The following is a 21,283-nucleotide window of genomic DNA, read 5'->3' as shown; positions in this document are numbered from 1 at the left end:
CATGCCCCCCTAGGAACGACCAACCGGGGATGCCCCAAATGAGAGGCATCCCCGGTCGGGTGTTCAGGCCACAGTCCTGTCCGAGTTGTCTCAGACGAGTTCGGTGACGGTGCCGCCGGCAGCGGCGATCTTCTCCTTGGCGGAGCCGGAGACGGCGTCAACCGAAACCTGCAGCGCCACGGAGATCTCGCCCTGTCCGAGGACCTTGACGAGGTGGTTGTTGCGCACGGCGCCCTTGGCGACCAGGTCGGCCACCGTGACCTCTCCACCCTCGGGGTAGAGCGTCGCGAGCTTGTCCAGGTTCACGACCTGGTACTCCGTGCGGAACGGGTTCTTGAAGCCCTTGAGCTTCGGGAGACGCATGTGGAGGGGCATCTGGCCACCCTCGAAGCGCTCCGGAACCTGGTAACGAGCCTTCGTACCCTTGGTACCACGGCCTGCGGTCTTACCCTTGGACGCCTCACCACGACCCACACGGGTCTTGGCGGTCTTGGCGCCCGGGGCAGGCCGGAGGTTGTGGGCCTTCAGCGGGCTGTTCTCCGCCATGTCAGTCAACCTCCTCAACCGTCACGAGGTGGCGGACGGTGTGAACCATTCCGCGGAACTCGGGGCGGTCCTCCTTGACAACCGAGTCGTTCAGGCGCTTGAGCCCGAGCGAACGCAGGGTGTCGCGGTGGTTCTGCTTGCTGCCGATGTACGACTTCGTCTGCGTGATCTTGAGGCGAGCCATTACGCACCCGCTCCCGCACGCGCACGAAGCAGAGCCGCGGGGGCGACGTCCTCGAGGGGCAGACCACGGCGAGCCGCGATCTCCTCGGGACGCTGCAGGCCCTGGAGGGCCGCCACGGTCGCGTGCACGATGTTGATCGGGTTCGACGAACCGAGCGACTTCGACAGGATGTCGTGGACGCCGGCGCACTCCAGGACGGCGCGCACCGGGCCACCCGCGATCACACCGGTACCGGGGGAAGCAGGCTTGAGCAGGACGACGCCCGCAGCCTTCTCGCCCTGGATCGGGTGAGGGATGGTGCCCTGGATACGCGGGACCTTGAAGAAGCTCTTCTTGGCCTCTTCGACGCCCTTGGCGATGGCCGCGGGAACTTCCTTGGCCTTGCCGTATCCGACACCGACGGTGCCGTCACCATCGCCCACCACGACCAGCGCGGTGAAGCTGAAGCGACGACCACCCTTCACTACCTTGGCGACGCGGTTGATCGCGACGACGCGCTCGACGTACGCGGTCTTCTCGGCGGCTGCGCCACCGTCACGGCCCTTCCGGTCCCGCCGCTCGCCGCCACCGGCACCGCTTCCGCGGCGCTGGGGTCCAGCCATTGGATTTACCTCTCTCTGTTACGTCCGCTGTGCGTTGGAACCGGGGCTTAGAACTTCAGCCCGGCTTCACGGGCGGCGTCAGCCAGAGCGGCAATCCGCCCGGCGTACTGGTTACCACCGCGGTCAAACACGACGGCCTCGACGCCTGCAGCCTTGGCACGCTCGGCGACCAGGGCGCCGACCTGCTTGGCCTGGGCGCTCTTGTCACCCTCCGCACCACGGATCGAGGTGTCCAGGGTCGACGCCGACGCGAGCGTGTGGCCCGCGATGTCGTCGATGACCTGGGCCACGATGTGGCGGTTGGAACGCGTCACGACCAAGCGGGGACGCTCCGGCGAACCGGAGATGTGCTTGCGGACGCGGATGTGGCGCCGCTTGAGAGCGGCACGCTTGTACGCGTCGCCCTTGGCGATCTTCACACCGTATGCCATGGCTACTTACCAGCCTTTCCGACCTTGCGGCGGATGACCTCGCCCGCGTACTTGACGCCCTTGGCCTTGTACGGGTCGGGCTTCCGCAGCTTGCGGATGTTGGCGGCTACCTCGCCGACCTTCTGCTTGTCGATGCCCTCGACGCTGAGCTTCGTGGGCGACTCGACCTTGAAGGTGATGCCTTCCGGAGCCTCGATGAGGATCGGGTGGCTGTAGCCCAGGGCGAACTCCAGGTTGGAGCCCTTCGCCTGGACGCGGTAACCGACACCGCTGATCTCGAGCGCCTTGCTGTATCCCGTGGTCACGCCGGTGATCATGTTCGCCACCAGCGTGCGGGACAGGCCGTGGAGGGCCTTGTTCTGACGCTCGTCGTTCGGGCGGACGACGTTGAGCACGCCGTCCTCACCCTTGGTGACCTCGATCGGCGCTGCGACGGTGTGCGAGAGGGAACCCTTGGGGCCCTTCACCGCGACCGTGCGGCCATCGATGGTGACGTCCACACCGGCGGGAACCTGGATGGGGAGCTTGCCGATTCGCGACATGAGCTATTCCTCCGTTCCCGACTACCAGACGTAGGCGAGGACTTCCCCACCTACGCCCTTCTTGCTGGCCTGCTGGCCGGTCAGGAGACCGTGGGACGTGGAGATGATCGCCACGCCCAGGCCGCCGAGAACCTTCGGCAGATTGGTGGACTTTGCGTAGACACGCAGACCCGGCTTCGAGATGCGCTTGATGCCGGCAATCGAACGCTCGCGGTTCGGTCCGAACTTCAGCTCGAGGACGAGGTTCTTACCGACCTCGGCGTCCTCGACCTTCCAGCCGGTGATGAAACCCTCCTGCTGGAGAATCTCCGCGATGTGCGACTTGATCTTGCTGTGCGGCATCGCGACATCGTCGTGATACGCCGAGTTCGCGTTACGCAGACGCGTGAGCATGTCTGCGATGGGATCAGTCATGGTCATGAGTTGGCCTTCGGCCTCTCTCGCCGGGGTTTCCTGTATGCGCCATCCCTCTCCCCACTCAGTGGCGGGACGGGTGCGGTGCGGGGACCTACGGCGTAGTAAGTCGGTCAGGGCGGCAGGCGCCCAACCCTTCAAGCCTACGGCATGAAGAGCGGGGCTCCTGCCGACCGGATACTTACCGAGAGCTTTCTGGTCCTCCCAACGCCCGAAGGGCGAGGAAGAATTACCAGGAGCTCTTGGTCACGCCCGGCAGCTCGCCACGGTGAGCCATCTCACGAAGGCACACGCGGCACAGGCCGAACTTGCGGTAGACGGAGTGGGGCCGGCCGCAGCGCTGGCAGCGGGTGTACCCGCGCACGCCGAACTTCGGCTTACGGGCGGCCTTAGCGATCAGAGCCTTCTTCGCCACGGTCAGTTCTCCTTGAACGGGAAGCCGAGGTGACGAAGCAGGGCACGACCCTCGTCGTCGTTGGTCGCCGTGGTGACCACGGTGATGTCCATGCCCCGGACCCGGTCGATCTTGTCCTGGTCGATCTCGTGGAACATGACCTGCTCCGTGAGACCGAAGGTGTAGTTGCCACGGCCGTCGAACTGCTTCGGCGACAGGCCACGGAAGTCACGGATACGCGGAAGCGCGAGCGACAGCGTACGGTCCAGGAACTCCCACATGCGGTCACCACGGAGGGTGACGTGGCAGCCGATCGGCTGCCCCTCGCGCAGCTTGAACTGCGCGATCGACTTGCGGGCCTTGGTGACGGCCGGCTTCTGGCCCGTGATCGTGGTGAGGTCCTTGACGGCACCGTCGATCAGCTTGGAGTCGCGGGCGGCGTCGCCCACACCCATGTTGACCACGATCTTGACCAGACCGGGGATCTGCATGACGTTCTCGTAGGAGAACTCCTCACGCAGCTTGCCGGCGATTTCCTCGCGGTAGCGCGTCTTGAGACGCGGCGCAGTGGTGGCAGTCATCAGATGTCCTCACCGGTCCGCTTGGCAACGCGGATCTTCTTGCCCTCGTCGTCAAAGCGGTAGCCGACGCGGGTGACGACCTTGTTGCCGTCCTTCTCCACGACCAGCTGTACGTTGCTGACGTGGATCGGGGCCTCGGTGGTGACAATGCCACCGGTCTGCGAGCCGCGAGCCGTCTGACCGGCCTTGGTGTGCTTCTTGACCCGGTTGACACCCTCGACGAGGACACGGTCCTGGGCGGGGAAGGCGACGATGACCTTGCCCTGCTTGCCCTTGTCCTTACCGGTGATGACCTGAACCAGGTCGCCCTTCTTGATCTTCATGCTTACAGCACCTCCGGCGCGAGCGAGATGATCTTCATGAACTTCTTCTCGCGCAGCTCTCGGCCCACGGGGCCGAAGATACGGGTGCCGCGGGGGTCGCCGTCGCCCTTGAGGATGACGGCAGCGTTCTCGTCGAAGCGGATGTACGAGCCATCCGGGCGACGACGCTCCTTGACGGTGCGAACGATGACGGCCTTGACGACGTCACCCTTCTTCACGTTGCCACCGGGGATCGCGTCCTTGACGGTGGCGACGATGACGTCACCGATGCCCGCGTAGCGGCGACCCGAGCCACCGAGAACACGGATGGTGAGAATTTCCTTCGCACCCGTGTTGTCGGCGACACGCAGTCGCGACTCCTGCTGGATCACGTCTATCTCCTGATCGTCTGCCGGTTCCCGGCAGGGGCTCCGTTGCGGGAGCCCCTGCCGAGCCTGGCGGAACTGGCCTGAGGGGAGACCCCCTCAGGGATTACTTGGCCTTCTCGAGGATCTCGACGATGCGCCAGCGCTTCGTCGCAGACAGCGGACGCGTCTCCATGATGAGGACGCGGTCGCCGACGCCTGCGGCGTTCTGCTCGTCGTGGGCCTTGAGCTTGTTCGTACGGCGGATGACCTTGCCGTACAGCGCGTGCTTGACGCGGTCCTCGACAGCGACGACGACGGTCTTGTCCATCTTGTCGCTGACGACCAGACCCTCACGGGTCTTGCGGAAGCCGCGGTCGGTCTTGGTCTCAGTCACAGTGCTCTCGCTCATCAGACGCTCTCCACCGTCTCGATGCCCAGCTCGCGCTCGCGCATCAGGGTGTAGATCCGGGCGATGTCCTTACGGACGGACTTGAGCCGACCGTGGTTCTCGAGCTGCCCCGTCGCCGCCTGGAAGCGGAGGTTGAACAGCTCTTCCTTGGCCTCGCGGAGCTTGTTGAGAAGCTCCTCGCCGCCCAGCTCGCGCAGCTCGGACGCCTTGGTACCGGCCGACATCACGACTCACCTGCCTCGCGCCGAACGATCCGGCACTTCATCGGAAGCTTGTGAGCAGCGCGGGTGAGCGCCTCACGAGCAATCTTCTCGTTCGGGTAGGACAGCTCGAACATCACCCGACCGGGCTTGACGTTCGCGATCCACCACTCGGGAGAACCCTTACCGGAACCCATGCGGGTCTCGGCGGGCTTCTTCGTCAGGGGGCGGTCCGGGTAGATGTTGATCCAGACCTTGCCGCCACGCTTGATGTGGCGGGTCATCGCGATACGAGCTGCCTCGATCTGGCGGTTCGTCACGTACGCCGGGGACAGCGCCTGGATGCCGTACTCGCCGAACGCAACCTGCGTGCCACCCTTGGACATACCGCTGCGCTTCGGGTGGTGCTGCTTGCGGTGCTTGACCCTACGGGGGATCAGCATTTCGGTCAGGCCTCCGTTCCGGTGCTCTCAGCCGGAGCAGCTGCGGCGGGAGCGTCGGCCTTGGGGGCCTCCGCTGCCGGCGCGGACTGCTGCGGCTTGCGGCCGCGACCGCCGCGCTCGCCACCACGGCCACCACGGCCGGCCGGGCGGTCAGCGCCGCCACGGGCCGGACGGTTGCCGGCGCGAGCCGCTGCGTTCTCGGCGCGGACCTCGGCGATGTTCTTGACGTCGCCCTTGTAGATCCAGACCTTCACGCCGATGCGGCCGAAGGTCGTCTTGGCCTCGAAGAAGCCGTAGTCGACGTTCGCACGGAGCGTGTGCAGGGGCACGCGGCCCTCGCGGTAGAACTCCGAGCGGGACATCTCGGCGCCGCCGAGGCGGCCACCGCACTGGATCTTGATGCCCTTGGCGCCGGCCTTCATCGTGCTCTGCATGCTCTTACGCATGGCACGACGGAAGGAGACGCGGGAGGAGAGCTGCTCGGCGACGGCCTGGGCCACCAGCTGAGCGTCCACCTCGGGGTTCTTGACCTCGAGGATGTTCAGCTGGACCTGCTTGCCGGTCAGCTTCTCCAGCTCGCCACGGATGCGGTCGGCCTCGGCGCCACGGCGGCCGATGACGATGCCCGGGCGGGCGGTGTGGATGTCGACGCGGACGCGGTCGCGGGTGCGCTCGATCTCCACCTTGGAGATGCCGGCCCGCTCCATGCCCTTCGTCATCATGCGACGAATGGCGACGTCTTCCTTGACGTAGTCCTTGTACAGCTTGTCGGCGTACCAACGGGACTTGAAGTCCGTGGTAATGCCGAGCCGGAACCCGTGCGGGTTTACCTTCTGGCCCATTACCGGGTTCCTTCCTTGCTGCTGACGACCACGGTGATGTGGCTGGTCCGCTTACGGATCCGGTAGGCACGGCCCTGAGCACGCGGACGGAACCGCTTCAGGGTCGGGCCCTCGTCCACGAACGCCTCGCTGATGACCAGCGAAGAGGCGTCGGTGTGGTCGTAGTTGTGTGCAGCGTTGGCGATGGCGCTGTCCAGCACCTTGCCAACCGGCACGCTCGCGGCCTGCGGGGCGAAACGCAGGACCGCCTGAGCCTCCGTGGCATCCATGCCACGGATGAGGTCCACCACGCGGCGGGCCTTCATGGGCGTGACGCGGATGTACCGCGCCTGGGCCCTGGCTTCCATGGTTGTCCCTTCGGTGTAAGTCATAGTCGTTTCCACCCCGCGGTTAGCGGCGCTTCGACTTCCGGTCGTCCTTGACGTGGCCGCGGAAGGTGCGAGTCGGCGAGAACTCGCCGAGCTTGTGGCCGACCATCGACTCGGTGACGAACACCGGGACGTGGATCTTGCCGTTGTGCACCGCGATGGTGTGACCCAGCATGGCCGGGACGATCATCGAGCGACGGGACCAGGTCTTGATGACGTTCTTGGTGCCTGCCTCGTTCTGTACGTCCACCTTCTTGATGAGGTGGCCGTCGACGAAGGGCCCCTTCTTGAGACTGCGCGGCATCTAAACCCGCTCCTAGCGCTTCTTGTTCGTCTTGCGGCGGCGGACGATGTACTTGCTCGATGCCTTCTTCGGCGAGCGAGTACGACCCTCCTTCTGACCCCACGGCGAGACCGGGTGACGTCCACCGGAGGTCTTGCCTTCACCACCACCGTGCGGGTGGTCAACCGGGTTCATCGCGACACCGCGGACGGTCGGGCGAACGCCCTTCCAGCGCATACGGCCGGCCTTGCCCCAGTTGATGTTCGACTGCTCGGCGTTGCCGACCTCGCCGATCGTGGCGCGGCAGCGGGCGTCGACCAGCCGGATCTCACCGGACGGCATACGAAGGTGGGCCATCGTGCCCTCCTTCGCCAGCAGCTGCACGGAGGCACCCGCGGAACGGGCGAACTTCGCGCCGCCGCCGGGCCGCAGCTCGATGGCGTGGAGGGTCGTACCGACCGGGATGTTGCGCAGCGCCAGGTTGTTGCCCGGCTTGATGTCTGCGGTCGGACCGTTCTCGACACGGTCACCCTGCGACAGACCACGGGGGGCGATGATGTAGCGCTTCTCGCCGTCCGCGTAGTGCAGCAGCGCGATGCGCGCGGTGCGGTTCGGGTCGTACTCGATGTGCGCGACCTTGGCCGGCACGCCGTCCTTGTCGTGACGACGGAAGTCGATCACTCGGTAGGCGCGCTTGTGGCCACCGCCCTGGTGGCGAACGGTCACACGACCGGCGTTGTTACGGCCGCCCTTGCTGTGCAGGGGGCGGACCAGCGACTTCTCCGGCGTGGACCGCGTGATCTCGACAAAGTCGGCGACGCTGGAGCCACGACGGCCCGGGGTCGTCGGCTTGTACTTGCGGATACCCATTTCTCAGTCCTCGTCCGATTCCGGACGACTCGACCTCCGTCAGGAGGTCGGGCCGCCGAAGATGTCGATACGGTCGCCCTCGGCGAGGGTCACGATGGCGCGCTTCGTGTCGGCGCGCTTGCCGAAACCGGTCTTGGTGCGCTTGCGCTTACCCTGCCGGTTGATCGTGTTGACCCCGGTGACCTTGACCGAGAAGACCGCTTCCACGGCCTGCTTGATCTGGGTCTTGTTGGAGCCGGGCGCGACGATGAACGTGTACTTGTTCTCGTCGAGCAGCGCGTAGCTCTTCTCGGAGACAACCGGCTTGACGAGAACGTCGCGCGGGTCCGAGTAGGTCTTGCTGGTAACGGTCGCCTCACTCATCAGGCGGCGCTCCCTTCGGTCTCAGCGGTCTGGGGGCCAGACACGAAGGACTCGAAAGCGGCCTGGGTGAAGACCACGTCGTCAGAGACGATCACGTCGTACGTGTTCAGCTGGCCCGGCTCCAGGATGTGCACCTGGGGCAGGTTGCGCGCGGACAGCCACGCGGCCTCGTCGGCGCGGTCGACGACCAGGAGCAGGTTGCTGCGCTCCGAGATCTTGCCGAGCAGCGTCTTGGCGGCCTTGGTGGAGATCCCGCCCTCGACCACGCCGGTGACGACGTGGATGCGGGAGTGACGCGCCCGGTCCGAGAGGGCACCGCGGAGGGCGGCGGCCTTCATCTTCTTCGGGGTGCGCTGCGAGTAGTCACGCGGCTGCGGGCCGTGGACGACGCCACCGCCGGCGAACTGCGGCGCGCGGGTCGAACCCTGGCGCGCGCGGCCGGTGCCCTTCTGGCGGTACGGCTTGCGCCCACCACCACGGACCTCGCCGCGGGTCTTGGTCTTGTGCGTGCCCTGACGGGCAGCTGCCAGCTGAGCGACGACGACCTGGTGGATCAGCGGAACGCTGGTCTTCGCGTCGAAGATCTCCGCGGGGAGCTCGACGGTACCGGCCTTGTCGCCTGCCGGCGAAAGGATGTCAATGGTGCTCATTACCTCAAGCCCCCTTGGCCGCGGTACGGACCAGGACGAGGCCGCCGTTCGGACCGGGGACCGCGCCCTTGATGAGCAGCAGACCCTTCTCCGCGTCAACCGCGTGGATGGTCAGGTTCTGGGTGGTGACGCGCTCGTTACCCATCCGACCGGCCATGCGCATGCCCTTGAAGACACGCCCAGGGGTGGCGCAGCCACCGATCGAACCGGGGGAACGGTGCTTGCGCTGGACGCCGTGGCCGGCGCCGAGGCCCTTGAAGTTGTGACGCTTCATGACACCGGCGAAGCCCTTGCCCTTGCTCTTGCCCGTGACGTCGACCTTGACGCCGGACTCGAACACCTCGGCAGTGACCTCCTGGCCCAGCGTGTACTCGCTGGCGTCAGGGGTGCGGAGCTCCACCAGGTGGCGGCGCGGGGTCACGTCGGCCTTGGCGAAGTGGCCCTTGAGGGGCTTGTTCACCTTGCGCGGGTCGATCTCGCCGAAGGCGATCTGGACCGACTCGTAGCCGTCGCTGTCGTTCGTACGGACCTGCGTCACGACGCACGGACCGGCCTTGACGACGGTCACCGGGACAACCCGGTTGTTCTCGTCCCAGACCTGGGTCATGCCGAGCTTCTCGCCCAGGACGCCCTTGATGTTCTTGCTCATCTCGGCCCGTCCCCTCAGAGCTTGATCTCGATGTCGACGCCGGCCGGCAGGTCGAGGCGCATAAGCGAGTCAACCGTCTTCGGCGTGGGGTCGAGGATGTCGATGAGGCGCTTGTGCGTGCGCATCTCGAAGTGCTCGCGAGAGTCCTTGTACTTGTGCGGCGACTTGATGACGCAGTACACGTTCTTCTCAGTGGGCAGCGGCACCGGGCCTGCGACCGACGCACCAGTGCGGGTCACCGTCTCGACGATCTTCTTCGCCGAGGAGTCGATGACCTCGTGGTCGTAGGCCTTGAGCCGGATGCGGATCTTCTGTCCCGCCATGGCTACTAGTAGTCCTGTCTCTCAATAACGCTCTGGAACCCGGGAGTTCTCTTAACTCCGCCTCCGACCCACGCGGTCGGGCGTGTCGCATCCCCTCTACGAAGATCTCCCGAAGGATTTCCCAACCAAGGGGGTGCGGGCCGAAACCGCGCTGCCGGGGGCGAAACCCCACCGGGTGCCTGGTCAGCGCCCTGCTGAACTTCCCGAAAGATTCCCGTACGTCCGACCCGCATGGGGTCGACGAGTACTGTGGGACTCGCTTCCGGTCCTCCCGGCGGGAGGCGCGCAGCATTGACACTCAACCGAGCAACCTGGCTAGTGTGCCATACGGGCCGCAGGCCTGGCCAATCGGGCCGGGGATCTTACCCCCTGTGAGGGACGGATCAAACGCAGGCGCCCTTCGAGGGCCCGCTCGGCCCCGCCCGGCACGGAAGCGCGTGATCGTCCGAAGCGTCCGCCCTGGCCCGTAGCCGCGCCGCGGCCACGGCCGAGGAGCTCTCCGCCGGTGCCTGACAGAATCCGGCCATGTCCACGAACACCGTCCAGGGCCCGCGTCTGCGCCCGGCCACTTGCGAGGACGTCGAGGTCATAGCTGATCTCCGGGCCGTCGTCATGCGCCCCGACCTGGAGCGCCTGGGCCGGTACGACGATCACCGGGTGCGGCAGCGCCTGCGGGACGCGTACGCCCCCGAGCACACGTCCGTCGTGGAGGCGGAGGACGGCACGCTCGCGGGTTGTGTCGCCGTGAGGCCGTCGGAGGACGCCTGGTGGCTGGAGCACTTCTACCTCGCCCCGGAGTATCAGGGCGGGGGTATCGGCACCGCGGTCCTGACCGCCCTCCTCGCTCGCGCCGACGCCGAAGGCGCGACCGTCCGCCTGGACGTCCTGCGGGGCAGCGCCGCCCGCAGGCTGTACGAGCGGCACGGCTTCACCGTGGAGCGGGAGGACTCGGTGGACGTGTACATGGTTCGTCCGCCAGGCGCCTGAACCGGCGGCCGCGCCTTCCCGCCCGGACGGTGCTGCGACGCGGAAGCCGCGGCGCCTGCCGGTGCCGGCCGGGGCGGGTGGCCTCTCTCGGCACCGGCAGACGGAGGTCAGCTTCCAGCGGCGTGCGACACGAAGTCCGTCCACGCGGCGCGTGTGAAGCCGAGCTGCGGGCCCGGGACGTTCTTGGAGTCCCGCACGTGGACCGTGCGGACGGACGCCGCGACCTCGACGCAGTCGGGGCCGTCGTTGCTGCTGTAGCTGCTCTTGCACCACGTCAGCGCGAAGCCGTCTCGGGCAGTGGGCTTGAGGCTCATGTCTCCCCTCGCACTTTCTCGATAAAGGCCATCGACTCACGCGGTGTGAGCGCCTGGGCCCGGATCATTCCATACCGCATCTCAAGGATCTGGACCTCCCTGGGATCAGAAATCAGACGGCTGGTGAGCTGTGCTTCCGAGTAGCCCACCGTCGTACCGTCCTTGATCTTCAGCACACGCAGTTCTCCCGCCATGCCGGCGTGCTCTTCGCGGTCCGTGGGCATCACCTGCATTTCGACGTGTCGCAACTGGCCGATGTCCAGCAGGCGTTGGAGCTGGCGCCGCAGTACCGTCCTGCCGCCGACCGGCCGCTGAAGCGTCACCTCTTCCAGCACGAACGTGAGCAGCGGGGCGGGCCGACGGCCGTAGATCTCCTGCCTGGCCATGCGAGCGGCGACATGACTGTCGATCTCGTCCTCGCCGTACGCCGGACGGCGCATGGCGAACAACGCCCGTGCGTACTCCTCGGTCTGCAACAAGCCGTGCATGTTGTGGTTGCTGTACGCCCCCAGCTCGACCGCGTTGTCCTCCAGCTTCGCCAGATCGCGCACCTTCTTCGGGTACCGGGCCTCCGCCACGTCCCCCTGCATCGCGGCGATCTTCCCCGCCGCCTCCAGGACGCGGTCCGCGTTGTCCAGGAATTCGGGTCTCGGGGCCCGCCGGCCGCGCTCCACGCAGGAGACCATCTCCTCGCTGTAGCCGATGGCCGCGCCCAGTTCCGCCTGGCTCAGTCCCGCGGCCTCCCGCCACAGCTTGATCTGCCGGCCGACCGCCTTCAGCACCGCACCGGAGTCGTCCTCGACACCGGTGTCCCAGCGCGAGCCGTCCGCACCGTCCGTCGTGCAGTCCGTCCGGCCCGCACCACCACTGTCCAAGCCCATCGCGCGCCCACCTCCGTCGTGCTCGTGTCCGGCAGTGCCCGCTGGCGGCAGGTCACGGCGTACAGGCCGGACCGTTGCGGGCCGCAGCCGGACAAGGACTCCCGGCACGGGCCCAGCACCTTCCGAGAGTAGGCACGGAACGACCACGCTGAGTGACGTGAACCAAGAAATCACCCGAACCGAACATTCCGCTCCTACGCGGCAGTTCAGCGTGCTGCTGTCCCCCACCCGTCGCGCGGCCCGGCTCGCCCGCCTGCTCACCACGGCGCATCTCGGTGGCTGGGGGCTGCCGACGGACGCGGCGGCGCACATCGTCGCCGAGCTGGCCGGCAACGCCGTGGTGCACGGCCACGCGCCGGGACGGGACTTCCGGCTGGACCTCGGTGTCCGGGGCCGGATCCTGCGGATCGAGGTGACCGACACCAGGGGCGAGCGGCTGCCGTGCATGACCGCGCGGTCCGGCGACGCCGAGCACGGTCGCGGCCTGCTGATCGTCGAGGCGCTCGCCGACCGCTGGGGCGTGCTCCCGGGACCCGCACCCCGCAAGACGGTCTGGGCGGAGATCGACCTCGCACCATGACCGCAGTACCGGGTCGTGGAGGACCACGACCCGGTGGACCGCGTCCCGGCGCCCCGCGACACATAAAGCTTTTGAGTACCTGGAGAAATGACTTCCCCCACCCGACCCGACCCCATTCCGCCCAAGTCACTCGAGCGGGTGACATAGGGCAACTGGGCTGGATTTGAGACGGGTTGGCGGGCATATGCTCGCCCCGACAACCACAGACATGCGACGGCCCCCGGCCGGGACGGGAATCCCGGGCGAGGGCCTGACCACCGAGGAAGTAAGGGCTTCCCGATGGGTATCCAGCAGGTTAGCGCGCCCCCGTGCGCTGCGTCCCCCAGGTCCGGGGACCCCACGCCGACGTCCGGCGTCATGCACAGCAACGTCCGGCACGCGGCGGGCTTCACCGTCATCGGCAACCACCTGAGCCGGCACCGTGCCCTCTCCCTCGTCGCCATCGGGCTCGCCGTGCACATCCAGTCGCTGCCCGCCGGAGCGAAGATCGGCATCAAGGTGCTCACCGGCCGTTTCCCGGAGAGCGAGAGCCGCATCGCCGCCGCCCTGCGCGAGCTGGAAGCCGCCGGCTACCTGCTCCGCAGCCGCGTACGCCTTCCCGACGGCCGCATCGTCACCCGGACCGTCTCGTACAACCAGCCCGGCGCCGAGGCGCGGGCCCCCACGGTCCCCCGGCAGCGGACCACCGAGCGCCCCGTCGCCCGGACGGCGCCCGCACCGGCGGCAGCACCGCCGGTGCCGCCCGCGCCCCCGCAGTACACCGGCCCGGAACCGCCCCCGCCCGCGCGCGTCCAGCTGCCGGCCCCCACCGCACGTACGACAGCGCCGCCGCCGCTCCCCCGGCCCCGGGTGGGCACACCCGAGCTGCACCGGGCCGCCGCCGCGCTCCTCGCGGACCTGCGCCGCCGCACGCCCCAGCTCACGCTTTCCGAAGGCGACGTCGAGTCCCTCACCCCGGGTGTCGCCACCTGGCTCGAACGCGGCGCCCGTCCCGACACCGTCCGCCACGTCCTCACGGCCGACCTGCCGGTCCCCCTCAAGCACCCGGCCAAGCTTCTGCGTCACCGGATCACGGCCCTGCTGCCGCCTCCGCTGCCGGGTGCCGAGGACCTCGCACCCGCGCGCCCCGGCGTGATCGTCATCCCCCTCCAGAACTGCGACGCCTGCGACCGCGCCTTCCGCTCCCGCCACCCCGGCCACTGCCGCCCATGCCGGGACGGCCGTCACGCGGCCGCCTGACGGCCGCCACCACAGCTCGACGGAGCGGGCCGCGCCCCGCCCGGTGGGTCGCCCGGATGCGCCGCACCTGTGGTGGACGGGTCCCGTACCGCCGAGCGTGGAGGAGGACCTGTGGGTGTCCGCAGGTCCTCCGCGTACAGAGGAGCGACGATGTCGGAACGCAACACCCTCGTCCGCAGCATCCACGATCTCGGTCTGGCTGCCTGGTTCGGCGGCTCGCTGATGGGTGCCGTGGGACTGAACGGCGCAGCGGCGGGCCACGGCACGAGCGAGAGGGACACGGCCAGGATCGCCAGTGACGGCTGGGCGAAGTGGTCGCCGGTGAACGCCGTGGCGATCGGGCTGCACCTCATGGGTGGCACCGGACTGCTGTCCGCCAACGCCACCCGGGTCCACACCCAGCAGGGTGTCGCGGCCTCGACCCTGGCGAAGACCGTGCTGACCGGTGCGGCGCTGGCGGCCACGGCCTACAGCCGGGTCCTGGGCAAGAAGGTGGAGCTCGCGAGCAGCGATGCCCCCGAGGACCTCGCGAAGGCCGAGCGCCACCCCGTGGACCTGGTCAAGGCCCGCAAGCACCTGACGGTCATGCAGTGGGCGGTACCCGTGTTCACCGGTGCCGTGGTGGTCCTCAACGCCCTGCACGGCGAGCAGCAGCGGCCCCTCCAGCAGAAGACGGGCATGCTGCAAAGGGCGGCGTCCCAGGTGAGCGTGCCGCACCTCGGCCACTGATCCCCCGCCGGGCGAGGCGGGGCCCCGGCCCGTCGCCGGGCGACGGACCGGGGAGCGGCCCGGCTCAGCTCACGTACGGGTGACCGTGCCGCAGGACCCGTCGGCCTGCCATTCACTCCGGTCGTAAGGGTCGACATCGGCGCCGGCGGGGCCAGGGTCCGGGCTGTCGCCGGGGAAGGACGGATGCAGGAAGCCGTCGTTCACCTCGCAGGCGGTGTTGCCGAAGTTCTGCTGGGAACGGACGACGGAGAGCTTCCCGCGCGTCGCCACGAACCGCTCCGGGTCGTGCAGCGCCGTCGTCAGTCTCCGCCGCACGATCGTGCGCGCCACCTCGTCCCCGCCCGGCCTCACCAACGGGTAGACGAAGGTGTAGTCGGCGTGCACCTCCACCGAGCCGGCGGCACCCGCCTCGAAGGTCATCCGGCCGCGGGTCTTGACGACGTCCCCCACCAGCCGCGCCTCGCCCGGGTCGAACCGGCTGAACAGCATCAGCGGGTCCCGTGCCTCGTCGGGAGCCGCCAGCGACCGCTCCAGCCGCTCCCGCTCCCCCTTCTGCAACGGGTCGAGCAGCGCCAGCGCCGCGTCCGGGTTCTCCCCCCGCAGGGTGGCCGGGTCGAGGTTGGCCGCGACCAGGAGCCGCTTCGTCGCCTTCAGGGCGTGCTCGACCTCGTCCTTGCTCATCCCTGCGACGGCCTCGGCCTGGGGGACCTCGATCCCGGCCGCACCGTCCGCCCAGCGGATCGCGGGCGAGCCCAGGAAGGGCTGCGCCCGGGTCGGCCGCTCCGGGACGGTCTCGCCGGCGGGCGCCCCGGTCGGCGGCGCGGTCTCGGCGGGCAGCGGTGCGGCGCCCGCGGAGTCACCTCCTCCGGGAAGGTGTCCGGTCAGCAGGCTCGGCCGCATGGCGACCACCAGGAGCCCCACGACCGCGACGAAGCCCAGCGTGAGGGCCAGACGCCGCCGCTTCCGGGAGCGGTCGGGGTAGGCCGGGGCGGTGCGCCAGCCGTCGGGCTGCCACGGCTCGGCCGGGCCGCCTTTCAGCCCCCGGCGCCGCCCCCCTCGCGCGGCGGCCTCCTCGTCCAGCGCGCGCAGGCGGGCGGTGACCATCCGGGCGCGGGCCGAGGGTTCCTTCGGCGCGTCGGCTCCGCCGCTCTCGGCCTGCCGGACGAGTTCGGCCCACTGTTCGTCGGAGACGGAGCCCCCGTCGTCCGGGCGCTCGGACGGCTCGCCCCGGGACGCGTCGGTGTTCACTGTTCTGTTCCACTCCCCCACACAGCTACGGCGGGTCCACTTCACGTCGTCACCCCGCGCCCGGACAAGAGTGCGAAGGGAACCGTGACGATCATGTGACGGACGCGCCCCTCCCGGCCGGGCCGGAGGCGGCGCACTCGCCCGGTCCGCAGACCGCCGCCCCGTGGGCCGCCGCCGCCGTGACCGACGGCACGCGGTCGCCCGGCCCTCCGGGCAACGCCGGGGCCCGGTTCCTCGTCTATCCCCCCGCGAGGTCAGGCACAAAGCCCTGACCTGCGCTTGACCGACAGCACGCAGCTCTGGGCACCAGCCCGTCCGCTGCGGGGGGACGCGGACGGAGTGCGTGGCGTGACGGATGGACCTGCCCTGCCCGGAACCGGTGTGCGCAGGCGCGCCGTCGTGACGGCTGCCGCCGCGGGCGCGGCGCTCAGCGCCTGCTCGGTACCGCCACCCCGGCGTACGGATCCCGCCCCCGACCCGGCGCCCGGGCAGCCCGTCAGCACCGGGCGCCGTGCGCTTCTCATGCAGATCCTCGCCCACCCGGACGACGACCTGTACTTCATGAACCCGGACACCCGGGTCGCCCTCGACGCCGGAACACCGCTGGTCTGCGTCTACCTCACGGCCGGTGAGGCCGACGGCCTCAACAAGATCCCGGGACGGCCCCGCCCTGCGCCGGACAAGGCCGCGTACTCCTCCGCGCGCCATCAGGGGCTACGACAGGCGTACGCGGCCCTGCTCGGACTGGGTCCGTTCACGCCCTGGGAGATCTCGGTGGCCGAGCTCGGCGCGGGCCACCGTGCCGAGGTGAACGTGCTCGCCGCCGACGGCCGCCGGGTCGAGCTGGTCTTCCTCAACACGGCCATGCACACGGGCAGGCACCGTCTCGGGCTGCCGAGTCTCTGGCAGGACCGTCGGCTCGTCCTGCGTACGGTCGTGGCCGCCGGTTCCCCGCTGCGCCGTGCCGGCTCGTACACGTACGACGGGCTGATCGGGGTCCTCGCCGGGCTGATGGAGAGCTACCGCCCCACCGTCGTCCACACCCTGGACCCCGACCCGGACATCCAGCACAGCACCGAGGCCGTCCGCCGCAGGGACAGCGAGCAGCGCGGTTACTCCGATCACGCCGACCACACCGCCGCGGCCTGCTTCGCCTGGGCCGCGATGATCCGCTGGGTGGCCCGGGCGACCGCGGACGGTGGCCGGATACCGGGGTTCGTGACGGCCGCCTACCGCGGGTACTACAACCGGCACTGGCCGAAGAACCTGCCGCAGGGGGTACTGGCGAGGAAGGCCGCCCACCTCGTCCCCTACGGCGGCTCACCCGACTGGGACTGCGGCAACCCGTCGGGCTGCGGTGACTACAACGTCGGCGGAGACCGGCCGCTCACCAACCGCAAGGGCTGGGTCCGCTCCACCCACCACCGCTACCCGGGCACGCGCACGGTCCTCGCCGCCGAGCCGGACGGCCGGCTCGCTGCCTACGCCGTGCTGGGGCTGCGGGTGGTGAGATGGCTGGAGACCGGGAGGGGCACCGGCGTCTGGGGCGCACCGGACGATCTCGGCGGCGGCCCACTCGCCCCCGTGCTGGGCTCGGCGCACACGCGGGACGGACGTCTGCTGCTCTTCGGGCTGCGCTTCGCCGCACTCGGCGGGCACGGCGCCGACAACGACCGCGAGATCGTGGTGCTGGAGCAGAGCGCCCCGGGAGGCGGCTTCCTCCCCTGGCGCGGCCTCGGCACCCCCTCTCCCGGGCGCGACGAGGGGCGGCGCATCGGCGTGCCCGTGGCCGCCGCCGCACCGGACGGGCGGGTGCATCTCTTCGCACGCAACGCGGAGAAGGGCCTCAGTACCCGGGTGCGGGACGGATCGGGCCGCTGGAGCGCGTGGCGGGACATGGGTGGCGGGGAGGTGCAGGACGGCCTGAGCACAGCCGTGGACGGCGGCGGGCGGGTCCACGTCTTCGGCGCCGGCCACCACGCGGTGCACCACTGGACCCAGGACGCGCCGGGCACCGGGCTCACCACCCGCACGCAGCTCACGGCGGCGCCCGTCCCGGCTCACGCGCCCGCCGCCCTGCCGGCCCCCGACGGGTCGGTCACGCTCCACTACCGCCCTGCGGCCGAGGGCGGGGTGACGACCGTCCGCGCGGGTACGCCCGTGCCCGGCGCACCGTTCGACGGGTACGGGCCGGTGCGAGCGGCCCCGTCGCCGCGGGGGCCCGTGCTGCTCGGCCGCACCGCCGAGGGGCTCGTCCAACTGCTCAGGGTCGACGGGCTCCTCGTGCGGGAGGACGGGCCGGTCGCCCTGGACGGGGCGTCGCTCCACATCGGTCCGGACGGGCGGCCCACGGTCGCCGGCCTCGGCCCGGACGCGGCGCCCTGGATGTGGCGGCCGCTGTAGCGAGGACCCCGGCGGCACACGTCACGGGCCCCGTCCCCTCCTCCGGGAGGAGGGGACGGGGCCCGTGACGAGGCTCTGCGCCCGGGACTACCGGGAGAGGTTACGGCGGGCCCTCGCATGCAGCGCGATTCCGGCCGACACCGAGACGTTGAGGGACTCGGCCGCGGGATTCATCGGAATGGAAACCGATGTGGTGGCGATGTCGGTGAGCTCTCCCGACGGGCCGATCCTCTCGCTGCCGAACATGAGCACCAGCCGCTCGTCCATACCGTCGAGATCAGCGACGGCGAGCTCTCCGTCCGCCTCGAACACCACCGGACGCATTGCGTTGTCCTGGAAGTACTGGAGCGCCTCGGCCCGGGACGCGAGAACGATGGGAAGGGAGAACACATAACCCCGGCTCGCCCTGATCAGGCGGCGGTCCGCAATGCTGCCGAGATCACTGTCCACGAGGACGATTCCCGAGGCCCCCAGGGCGAACGAGGTCCGGACGATGGCTCCGATATTGCCGACGATCTTCACTCCGTCGAGCAGGATGAGGTCACCGGCCGCGTCGGCCAGGTCCGCGAGACGGCGGGGCCGCGGGACCTTGGCGATACCGAACACCTTGGGCTTCTTCTCGGTCTTGAAAACCTGATTGGCGACCGATGAAGCGAGCAGCCGGACCTGAATTCCGCGCTTCTCGCATTCCGTGAGCAGGCTGTCCGGCACGGGCACGGTGTCGAGCCCGTAGATCTCGATGAATTCCACTCCGGAGCGAATACTCTGCAGAAGAGGCTCGATGTCCTCGATCAGCACCGTACGGACAACGGACCTCGAATGCTTGGTGACATCGATGATGCGTTGCACGGCAGAATCGGAGCGTTCGGTAATAACGTCAAGGCTGGCCACGATCACGACGTTAGCACGGGCACTCCCGCCCCCTTCACCGCCTGATCTTCGTACAGCGGTGCGCAATACGCGTGTCCCGCCGGGGTCCTGCTCACCGCTCCCCCCGCTCAAGGGCTCGCGGTCCACGCACAGCGCTCCGCCCACAGGCCGATGCCCGGCAGACGCGAAAGCGCACGTCAGACACACCTGAACCCTCGCCTTGCGCGAGCACGGTGACGCCCAGCTCAGGGGCACCGGCACCGCACCGCACGCCGTACCCGGCCCCCCGAGCGGCGACGCCCACCGCGCGGCTCCGGTCCGGCAGGGCGAGCCGCTCCGCCCGCCTGCCCTTACCGCGTCCCGCTCTCCAGGGCGATCCCCAGGCCGGCCAGCGTCTCGTGGACGCTGTTCCCCTCGGCGGTCGCCTCCACCGTGAAGCCACCGACCGAAGTCGGTGGATACCCGATGAGGTCGATCACGCGACTGACTTTGTACAGGCTCGGCATCTGCTCAGGGCTGTCCCACAGATAGACCGCACCCCACAACTGGCGCGCGGAATCGGAGAACCACGCCTTCAACCGCATTCCGTCCAGCGTGGAGTAGGCATCCACGGCGTAGTCCCGCAGGTATTCCCTGAGGCTCTCCACGGTGGCTTCCGACTTCTTCAGATCCCACATGACGATCGAAAGGTACACAGCTCCGACTCCCCCTCGCCACACATGGCGGCTTCGACAGTGCAGGCGAACTCTCCACCGACGTGGAGCACATGAAATCCAACGTACTATCAACGCACCCCCCACGGAAGGGGTCAATTGGGATTACGCGGTGACCGTGATATGGCATTTTACCGAATCACGGTCGGCAACCACGGCACGAGTCACGCCCGGAAGGCAGCCGTATTTCCCCCTGCGACCCACGCGAGTTCTCACTCATTCACCGATGACGCCACGATGTGGATCATCTTCCGCTTGAATGGACTCCGTAAGGACATTCCCCTGGACCACTCACGGAGATGATGGTGAAGGACCGACAGGACAGCGCTTATCCCTACCCCCGGACCTGCCCGCTCCACCCGCCGAAGGAATACGCGTCCCTGCGTGCGGAGCAGCCGATCACCAAGGTCACTCTGGCCTCCGGGCGGACCGCGTGGCTGCTCACCCGGCACGAGCACATACGACAGTTGCTCGCCGACCCTCAGGTGAGCTCGAACCTGGCCCACCCCGGCTATCCGCTCCACTTCGACGCGTCGCCGGAGGTCATGGAGCAGATGCGGCCCGTGCTGCTCGCCATGGACCCGCCCGTGCACACGGCGCAGCGCAGGACGGTGATCCCGGAGTTCACCGTCAAGCGGGTGCTCCGACTGCGTCCCCGCATCGAGGAGATCGTGGACGAGTGCATCTCCTCCATGCTCGCCGGCGAAGGGCCGGTCGATCTGGTCGAGGCGCTCGCCCTCCCGGTGCCCTCCCTGGTGATCTGCGAGCTGCTCGGGGTGCCCCGCGCCGACCGCGCGTTCTTCCAGGACCGCACCCACAAGCTGGTCTCGGTCGACGCCGATCCTCAGGAGCGCAACAGCGCGCACCAGGAGCTCCACGCGTACTTCTCCGAGCTGGTCACCGCGCAGGAGGCGGACCCTGGCGACGATCTGCTCGGCAGGCTCGTCATGAAGAACCGCGAGACCCGCACGTTCGACCACGCGGGACTGGTCGGGATGGCGAACGTCCTCCTGGTCGGCGGTCACGAAACCACCGCGAACATGATTTCCCTCGGCGTCGTGGGCCTGCTGGAGAACCCCGACCAGCTGGCCAAGCTCAGGGCCGACCCGGGTCTGGCCCCGCAGGCCGTCGACGAGCTGCTGCGCTACTTCAGCATCGCCGACCAGGTGACCTCCCGGGTGGCGACGGCCGATCTCGAGATCGGCGGGGTGCTGATCCGCGCGGGCGAAGGCGTCATCGGACTCAGCGCCTCGGGCAACCACGACGAGGCGGTGTTCCCCGACCCGGACCGCCTGGACATCGAGCGCGGCGGCAGGCACCACCTGGCGTTCGGACACGGCATCCACCAGTGCATCGGCCAGAACCTCGCCAAGCTGGAGCTGGAGGTCGTGTTCAACGCCCTCTTCGCGAGGATTCCCGGTCTGAAGCTGGCCACCCCGGTCGCGGAGCTGCCGTTCAAGGACAGCATGGGGGTCTACGGCCTGCACCAGCTTCCGGTGAGCTGGTGACGCACCGGTGAGGTCTCCGTCCTGCGCACGTCCTCCAGGGAAGGGCC

General features: G+C 69.0%; 32 protein-coding genes. 6 read left to right on the top strand and 26 right to left on the bottom strand.

Going from position 1 to position 21,283, the window contains the following annotated elements; translation table 11 throughout:
* Nucleotides 1–90 precede the first annotated feature (90 nt).
* The 21 genes from rplO to rpsJ form a co-directional block, all read right to left on the bottom strand.
* Nucleotides 91–546, bottom strand: a complete 456-nt coding sequence (gene rplO, locus ACHFIV_RS02225; RefSeq protein WP_014047794.1) for a 50S ribosomal protein L15 — start codon at nucleotides 544–546, stop codon at nucleotides 91–93.
* A 1-nt stretch (nucleotide 547) separates the two neighbouring features.
* Complete coding sequence (rpmD, locus tag ACHFIV_RS02220; protein WP_003966943.1) at nucleotides 548–730, bottom strand: 50S ribosomal protein L30; 183 nt, start codon at nucleotides 728–730, stop codon at nucleotides 548–550.
* Complete coding sequence (gene rpsE / locus ACHFIV_RS02215; protein ID WP_014047793.1) at nucleotides 730–1,332, bottom strand: 30S ribosomal protein S5; 603 nt, start codon at nucleotides 1,330–1,332, stop codon at nucleotides 730–732. Before rpsE ends, rpmD begins: the two co-directional genes overlap by 1 nt.
* 47 nt (nucleotides 1,333–1,379) lie before the next feature.
* Nucleotides 1,380–1,763 (bottom strand): 50S ribosomal protein L18, encoded by a 384-nt coding sequence (gene rplR / locus ACHFIV_RS02210; RefSeq protein WP_033297607.1) that lies wholly within the window; start codon nucleotides 1,761–1,763, stop codon nucleotides 1,380–1,382.
* Between the two features lie 2 nt (nucleotides 1,764–1,765).
* Nucleotides 1,766–2,305, bottom strand: a complete 540-nt coding sequence (gene rplF / locus ACHFIV_RS02205) for a 50S ribosomal protein L6 (RefSeq protein ID WP_033297606.1) — start codon at nucleotides 2,303–2,305, stop codon at nucleotides 1,766–1,768.
* 21 nt (nucleotides 2,306–2,326) lie between these two features.
* Nucleotides 2,327–2,725 (bottom strand): 30S ribosomal protein S8, encoded by a 399-nt coding sequence (gene rpsH / locus ACHFIV_RS02200; RefSeq protein WP_028439249.1) that lies wholly within the window; start codon nucleotides 2,723–2,725, stop codon nucleotides 2,327–2,329.
* A gap of 223 nt (nucleotides 2,726–2,948) precedes the next feature.
* A complete protein-coding gene (locus tag ACHFIV_RS02195; protein ID WP_003948630.1) occupies nucleotides 2,949–3,134 on the bottom strand; it encodes a type Z 30S ribosomal protein S14 in 186 nt (61 codons plus the stop codon).
* Between the two features lie 2 nt (nucleotides 3,135–3,136).
* Entirely contained in the window at nucleotides 3,137–3,694 is a 558-nt protein-coding gene (rplE, locus tag ACHFIV_RS02190; RefSeq protein WP_033297605.1) for a 50S ribosomal protein L5, read from the bottom strand.
* A complete protein-coding gene (gene rplX, locus ACHFIV_RS02185) occupies nucleotides 3,694–4,017 on the bottom strand; it encodes a 50S ribosomal protein L24 (protein WP_014047788.1) in 324 nt (107 codons plus the stop codon). The genes rplE and rplX overlap by 1 nt, the downstream gene beginning before the upstream one ends.
* Nucleotides 4,018–4,019: 2 nt before the next feature.
* Nucleotides 4,020–4,388 (bottom strand): 50S ribosomal protein L14, encoded by a 369-nt coding sequence (rplN, locus tag ACHFIV_RS02180; RefSeq protein ID WP_203181991.1) that lies wholly within the window; start codon nucleotides 4,386–4,388, stop codon nucleotides 4,020–4,022.
* A gap of 100 nt (nucleotides 4,389–4,488) precedes the next feature.
* Nucleotides 4,489–4,773 (bottom strand): 30S ribosomal protein S17, encoded by a 285-nt coding sequence (gene rpsQ / locus ACHFIV_RS02175; RefSeq protein ID WP_033297603.1) that lies wholly within the window; start codon nucleotides 4,771–4,773, stop codon nucleotides 4,489–4,491.
* A complete protein-coding gene (gene rpmC / locus ACHFIV_RS02170) occupies nucleotides 4,773–4,997 on the bottom strand; it encodes a 50S ribosomal protein L29 (protein WP_033297602.1) in 225 nt (74 codons plus the stop codon). Before rpmC ends, rpsQ begins: the two co-directional genes overlap by 1 nt.
* A complete protein-coding gene (gene rplP / locus ACHFIV_RS02165; RefSeq protein WP_014154587.1) occupies nucleotides 4,997–5,416 on the bottom strand; it encodes a 50S ribosomal protein L16 in 420 nt (139 codons plus the stop codon). Before rplP ends, rpmC begins: the two co-directional genes overlap by 1 nt.
* 5 nt (nucleotides 5,417–5,421) lie before the next feature.
* Entirely contained in the window at nucleotides 5,422–6,258 is an 837-nt protein-coding gene (gene rpsC, locus ACHFIV_RS02160; RefSeq protein ID WP_014047784.1) for a 30S ribosomal protein S3, read from the bottom strand.
* On the bottom strand, nucleotides 6,258–6,605 hold the full coding sequence (gene rplV, locus ACHFIV_RS02155; RefSeq protein WP_056552397.1) for a 50S ribosomal protein L22: 348 nt from the start codon (nucleotides 6,603–6,605) through the stop codon (nucleotides 6,258–6,260). The genes rpsC and rplV overlap by 1 nt, the downstream gene beginning before the upstream one ends.
* 43 nt (nucleotides 6,606–6,648) lie before the next feature.
* Complete coding sequence (rpsS, locus tag ACHFIV_RS02150; RefSeq protein ID WP_003966956.1) at nucleotides 6,649–6,930, bottom strand: 30S ribosomal protein S19; 282 nt, start codon at nucleotides 6,928–6,930, stop codon at nucleotides 6,649–6,651.
* Nucleotides 6,931–6,942: 12 nt separating this feature from the next.
* On the bottom strand, nucleotides 6,943–7,779 hold the full coding sequence (gene rplB, locus ACHFIV_RS02145) for a 50S ribosomal protein L2 (RefSeq protein ID WP_033297601.1): 837 nt from the start codon (nucleotides 7,777–7,779) through the stop codon (nucleotides 6,943–6,945).
* A gap of 39 nt (nucleotides 7,780–7,818) precedes the next feature.
* Nucleotides 7,819–8,142 carry a 50S ribosomal protein L23 gene (gene rplW / locus ACHFIV_RS02140; RefSeq protein ID WP_014154589.1) on the bottom strand — a complete coding sequence of 108 codons (324 nt, stop codon included), beginning with the start codon at nucleotides 8,140–8,142 and terminating at the stop codon, nucleotides 7,819–7,821.
* The gene (gene rplD / locus ACHFIV_RS02135) at nucleotides 8,142–8,792 is read right to left on the bottom strand and encodes a 50S ribosomal protein L4 (protein WP_033297600.1); all 651 of its coding nucleotides are present in this window, start codon (nucleotides 8,790–8,792) and stop codon (nucleotides 8,142–8,144) included. Before rplD ends, rplW begins: the two co-directional genes overlap by 1 nt.
* Nucleotides 8,793–8,796: 4 nt before the next feature.
* Entirely contained in the window at nucleotides 8,797–9,441 is a 645-nt protein-coding gene (gene rplC / locus ACHFIV_RS02130; RefSeq protein ID WP_014154591.1) for a 50S ribosomal protein L3, read from the bottom strand.
* A 14-nt stretch (nucleotides 9,442–9,455) separates the two neighbouring features.
* Nucleotides 9,456–9,764, bottom strand: a complete 309-nt coding sequence (gene rpsJ / locus ACHFIV_RS02125) for a 30S ribosomal protein S10 (RefSeq protein WP_003948644.1) — start codon at nucleotides 9,762–9,764, stop codon at nucleotides 9,456–9,458.
* 525 nt (nucleotides 9,765–10,289) lie between these two features.
* Here rpsJ and ACHFIV_RS02120 point away from each other — a divergent pair.
* Complete coding sequence (locus ACHFIV_RS02120; RefSeq protein WP_398962641.1) at nucleotides 10,290–10,751, top strand: GNAT family N-acetyltransferase; 462 nt, start codon at nucleotides 10,290–10,292, stop codon at nucleotides 10,749–10,751.
* A 107-nt stretch (nucleotides 10,752–10,858) separates the two neighbouring features.
* Here ACHFIV_RS02120 and ACHFIV_RS02115 read toward each other — a convergent pair whose 3' ends face one another.
* Nucleotides 10,859–11,065, bottom strand: a complete 207-nt coding sequence (locus ACHFIV_RS02115) for a DUF397 domain-containing protein (protein ID WP_398962639.1) — start codon at nucleotides 11,063–11,065, stop codon at nucleotides 10,859–10,861.
* Nucleotides 11,062–11,946 carry a helix-turn-helix domain-containing protein gene (locus tag ACHFIV_RS02110; RefSeq protein WP_398962636.1) on the bottom strand — a complete coding sequence of 295 codons (885 nt, stop codon included), beginning with the start codon at nucleotides 11,944–11,946 and terminating at the stop codon, nucleotides 11,062–11,064. The genes ACHFIV_RS02115 and ACHFIV_RS02110 overlap by 4 nt, the downstream gene beginning before the upstream one ends.
* 157 nt (nucleotides 11,947–12,103) lie before the next feature.
* Between ACHFIV_RS02110 and ACHFIV_RS02105 the strand changes: the two genes are divergently transcribed.
* The 3 genes from ACHFIV_RS02105 to ACHFIV_RS02095 all read left to right on the top strand — a co-directional run bounded on the left by ACHFIV_RS02105 (nucleotide 12,104) and on the right by ACHFIV_RS02095 (nucleotide 14,494).
* On the top strand, nucleotides 12,104–12,526 hold the full coding sequence (locus tag ACHFIV_RS02105) for an ATP-binding protein (RefSeq protein ID WP_398962634.1): 423 nt from the start codon (nucleotides 12,104–12,106) through the stop codon (nucleotides 12,524–12,526).
* A gap of 279 nt (nucleotides 12,527–12,805) precedes the next feature.
* The gene (locus tag ACHFIV_RS02100; protein ID WP_398962631.1) at nucleotides 12,806–13,765 is read left to right on the top strand and encodes a helix-turn-helix domain-containing protein; all 960 of its coding nucleotides are present in this window, start codon (nucleotides 12,806–12,808) and stop codon (nucleotides 13,763–13,765) included.
* Nucleotides 13,766–13,915: 150 nt separating this feature from the next.
* Complete coding sequence (locus ACHFIV_RS02095; protein WP_398962628.1) at nucleotides 13,916–14,494, top strand: hypothetical protein; 579 nt, start codon at nucleotides 13,916–13,918, stop codon at nucleotides 14,492–14,494.
* A gap of 69 nt (nucleotides 14,495–14,563) precedes the next feature.
* On the opposite strand, the gene ACHFIV_RS02090 is transcribed toward ACHFIV_RS02095, so the two are convergent.
* Nucleotides 14,564–15,742, bottom strand: coding sequence for a hypothetical protein (locus ACHFIV_RS02090; RefSeq protein ID WP_398962626.1), 1,179 nt, complete (start codon nucleotides 15,740–15,742; stop codon nucleotides 14,564–14,566).
* Between the two features lie 348 nt (nucleotides 15,743–16,090).
* On the opposite strand from ACHFIV_RS02090, the gene ACHFIV_RS02085 reads away from it, so the two are divergent.
* Nucleotides 16,091–18,145 carry a PIG-L family deacetylase gene (locus ACHFIV_RS02085; RefSeq protein ID WP_398962624.1) on the top strand — a complete coding sequence of 685 codons (2,055 nt, stop codon included), beginning with the start codon at nucleotides 16,091–16,093 and terminating at the stop codon, nucleotides 18,143–18,145.
* Between the two features lie 87 nt (nucleotides 18,146–18,232).
* On the opposite strand, the gene nshR is transcribed toward ACHFIV_RS02085, so the two are convergent.
* Both nshR and ACHFIV_RS02075 read right to left on the bottom strand, forming a co-directional pair.
* Nucleotides 18,233–19,036 carry an NshR/TsnR family 23S rRNA methyltransferase gene (gene nshR, locus ACHFIV_RS02080; protein ID WP_398962621.1) on the bottom strand — a complete coding sequence of 268 codons (804 nt, stop codon included), beginning with the start codon at nucleotides 19,034–19,036 and terminating at the stop codon, nucleotides 18,233–18,235.
* A gap of 329 nt (nucleotides 19,037–19,365) precedes the next feature.
* Nucleotides 19,366–19,710, bottom strand: a complete 345-nt coding sequence (locus ACHFIV_RS02075; RefSeq protein ID WP_398962619.1) for a hypothetical protein — start codon at nucleotides 19,708–19,710, stop codon at nucleotides 19,366–19,368.
* Between the two features lie 323 nt (nucleotides 19,711–20,033).
* Between ACHFIV_RS02075 and ACHFIV_RS02070 the strand changes: the two genes are divergently transcribed.
* Entirely contained in the window at nucleotides 20,034–21,236 is a 1,203-nt protein-coding gene (locus ACHFIV_RS02070) for a cytochrome P450 (RefSeq protein ID WP_398962617.1), read from the top strand.
* Nucleotides 21,237–21,283 lie beyond the last annotated feature (47 nt).

This window comes from Streptomyces sp. ALB3 (assembly GCF_044385685.1).
GTDB lineage: Bacteria > Actinomycetota > Actinomycetes > Streptomycetales > Streptomycetaceae > Streptomyces.
The sequence above is the reverse complement of the archived record's forward strand: the minus strand, read 5'-3'. Positions and strand labels throughout refer to the sequence as shown.

Bases quoted from the DNA above. Each gene is read 5' to 3' on its own strand.
- rpsH (WP_028439249.1), bottom strand. From the start codon at position 2,725: ATGACCATGACTGATCCCATCGCAGACATGCTCACGCGTCTGCGTAAC.
- rplX (WP_014047788.1), bottom strand. From the start codon at position 4,017: ATGAAGATCAAGAAGGGCGACCTGGTTCAGGTCATCACCGGTAAGGAC.
- ACHFIV_RS02110 (WP_398962636.1), bottom strand. From the start codon at position 11,946: ATGGGCTTGGACAGTGGTGGTGCGGGCCGGACGGACTGCACGACGGAC.
- ACHFIV_RS02100 (WP_398962631.1), top strand. From the start codon at position 12,806: ATGGGTATCCAGCAGGTTAGCGCGCCCCCGTGCGCTGCGTCCCCCAGG.
- rplV (WP_056552397.1), bottom strand. From the start codon at position 6,605: ATGGAAGCCAGGGCCCAGGCGCGGTACATCCGCGTCACGCCCATGAAG.
- rplR (WP_033297607.1), bottom strand. From the start codon at position 1,763: ATGGCATACGGTGTGAAGATCGCCAAGGGCGACGCGTACAAGCGTGCC.
- rpmD (WP_003966943.1), bottom strand. From the start codon at position 730: ATGGCTCGCCTCAAGATCACGCAGACGAAGTCGTACATCGGCAGCAAG.
- rplF (WP_033297606.1), bottom strand. From the start codon at position 2,305: ATGTCGCGAATCGGCAAGCTCCCCATCCAGGTTCCCGCCGGTGTGGAC.
- rpsC (WP_014047784.1), bottom strand. From the start codon at position 6,258: ATGGGCCAGAAGGTAAACCCGCACGGGTTCCGGCTCGGCATTACCACG.
- rplP (WP_014154587.1), bottom strand. From the start codon at position 5,416: ATGCTGATCCCCCGTAGGGTCAAGCACCGCAAGCAGCACCACCCGAAG.
- ACHFIV_RS02115 (WP_398962639.1), bottom strand. From the start codon at position 11,065: ATGAGCCTCAAGCCCACTGCCCGAGACGGCTTCGCGCTGACGTGGTGC.
- rplE (WP_033297605.1), bottom strand. From the start codon at position 3,694: ATGACTGCCACCACTGCGCCGCGTCTCAAGACGCGCTACCGCGAGGAA.
- rplD (WP_033297600.1), bottom strand. From the start codon at position 8,792: ATGAGCACCATTGACATCCTTTCGCCGGCAGGCGACAAGGCCGGTACC.
- rpsJ (WP_003948644.1), bottom strand. From the start codon at position 9,764: ATGGCGGGACAGAAGATCCGCATCCGGCTCAAGGCCTACGACCACGAG.
- ACHFIV_RS02095 (WP_398962628.1), top strand. From the start codon at position 13,916: ATGTCGGAACGCAACACCCTCGTCCGCAGCATCCACGATCTCGGTCTG.
- rpsS (WP_003966956.1), bottom strand. From the start codon at position 6,930: ATGCCGCGCAGTCTCAAGAAGGGGCCCTTCGTCGACGGCCACCTCATC.
- rpmC (WP_033297602.1), bottom strand. From the start codon at position 4,997: ATGTCGGCCGGTACCAAGGCGTCCGAGCTGCGCGAGCTGGGCGGCGAG.
- ACHFIV_RS02120 (WP_398962641.1), top strand. From the start codon at position 10,290: ATGTCCACGAACACCGTCCAGGGCCCGCGTCTGCGCCCGGCCACTTGC.
- rpsQ (WP_033297603.1), bottom strand. From the start codon at position 4,773: ATGAGCGAGAGCACTGTGACTGAGACCAAGACCGACCGCGGCTTCCGC.
- rpsE (WP_014047793.1), bottom strand. From the start codon at position 1,332: ATGGCTGGACCCCAGCGCCGCGGAAGCGGTGCCGGTGGCGGCGAGCGG.
- rplC (WP_014154591.1), bottom strand. From the start codon at position 9,441: ATGAGCAAGAACATCAAGGGCGTCCTGGGCGAGAAGCTCGGCATGACC.
- rplB (WP_033297601.1), bottom strand. From the start codon at position 7,779: ATGGGTATCCGCAAGTACAAGCCGACGACCCCGGGCCGTCGTGGCTCC.
- rplW (WP_014154589.1), bottom strand. From the start codon at position 8,142: ATGAGTGAGGCGACCGTTACCAGCAAGACCTACTCGGACCCGCGCGAC.
- rplO (WP_014047794.1), bottom strand. From the start codon at position 546: ATGGCGGAGAACAGCCCGCTGAAGGCCCACAACCTCCGGCCTGCCCCG.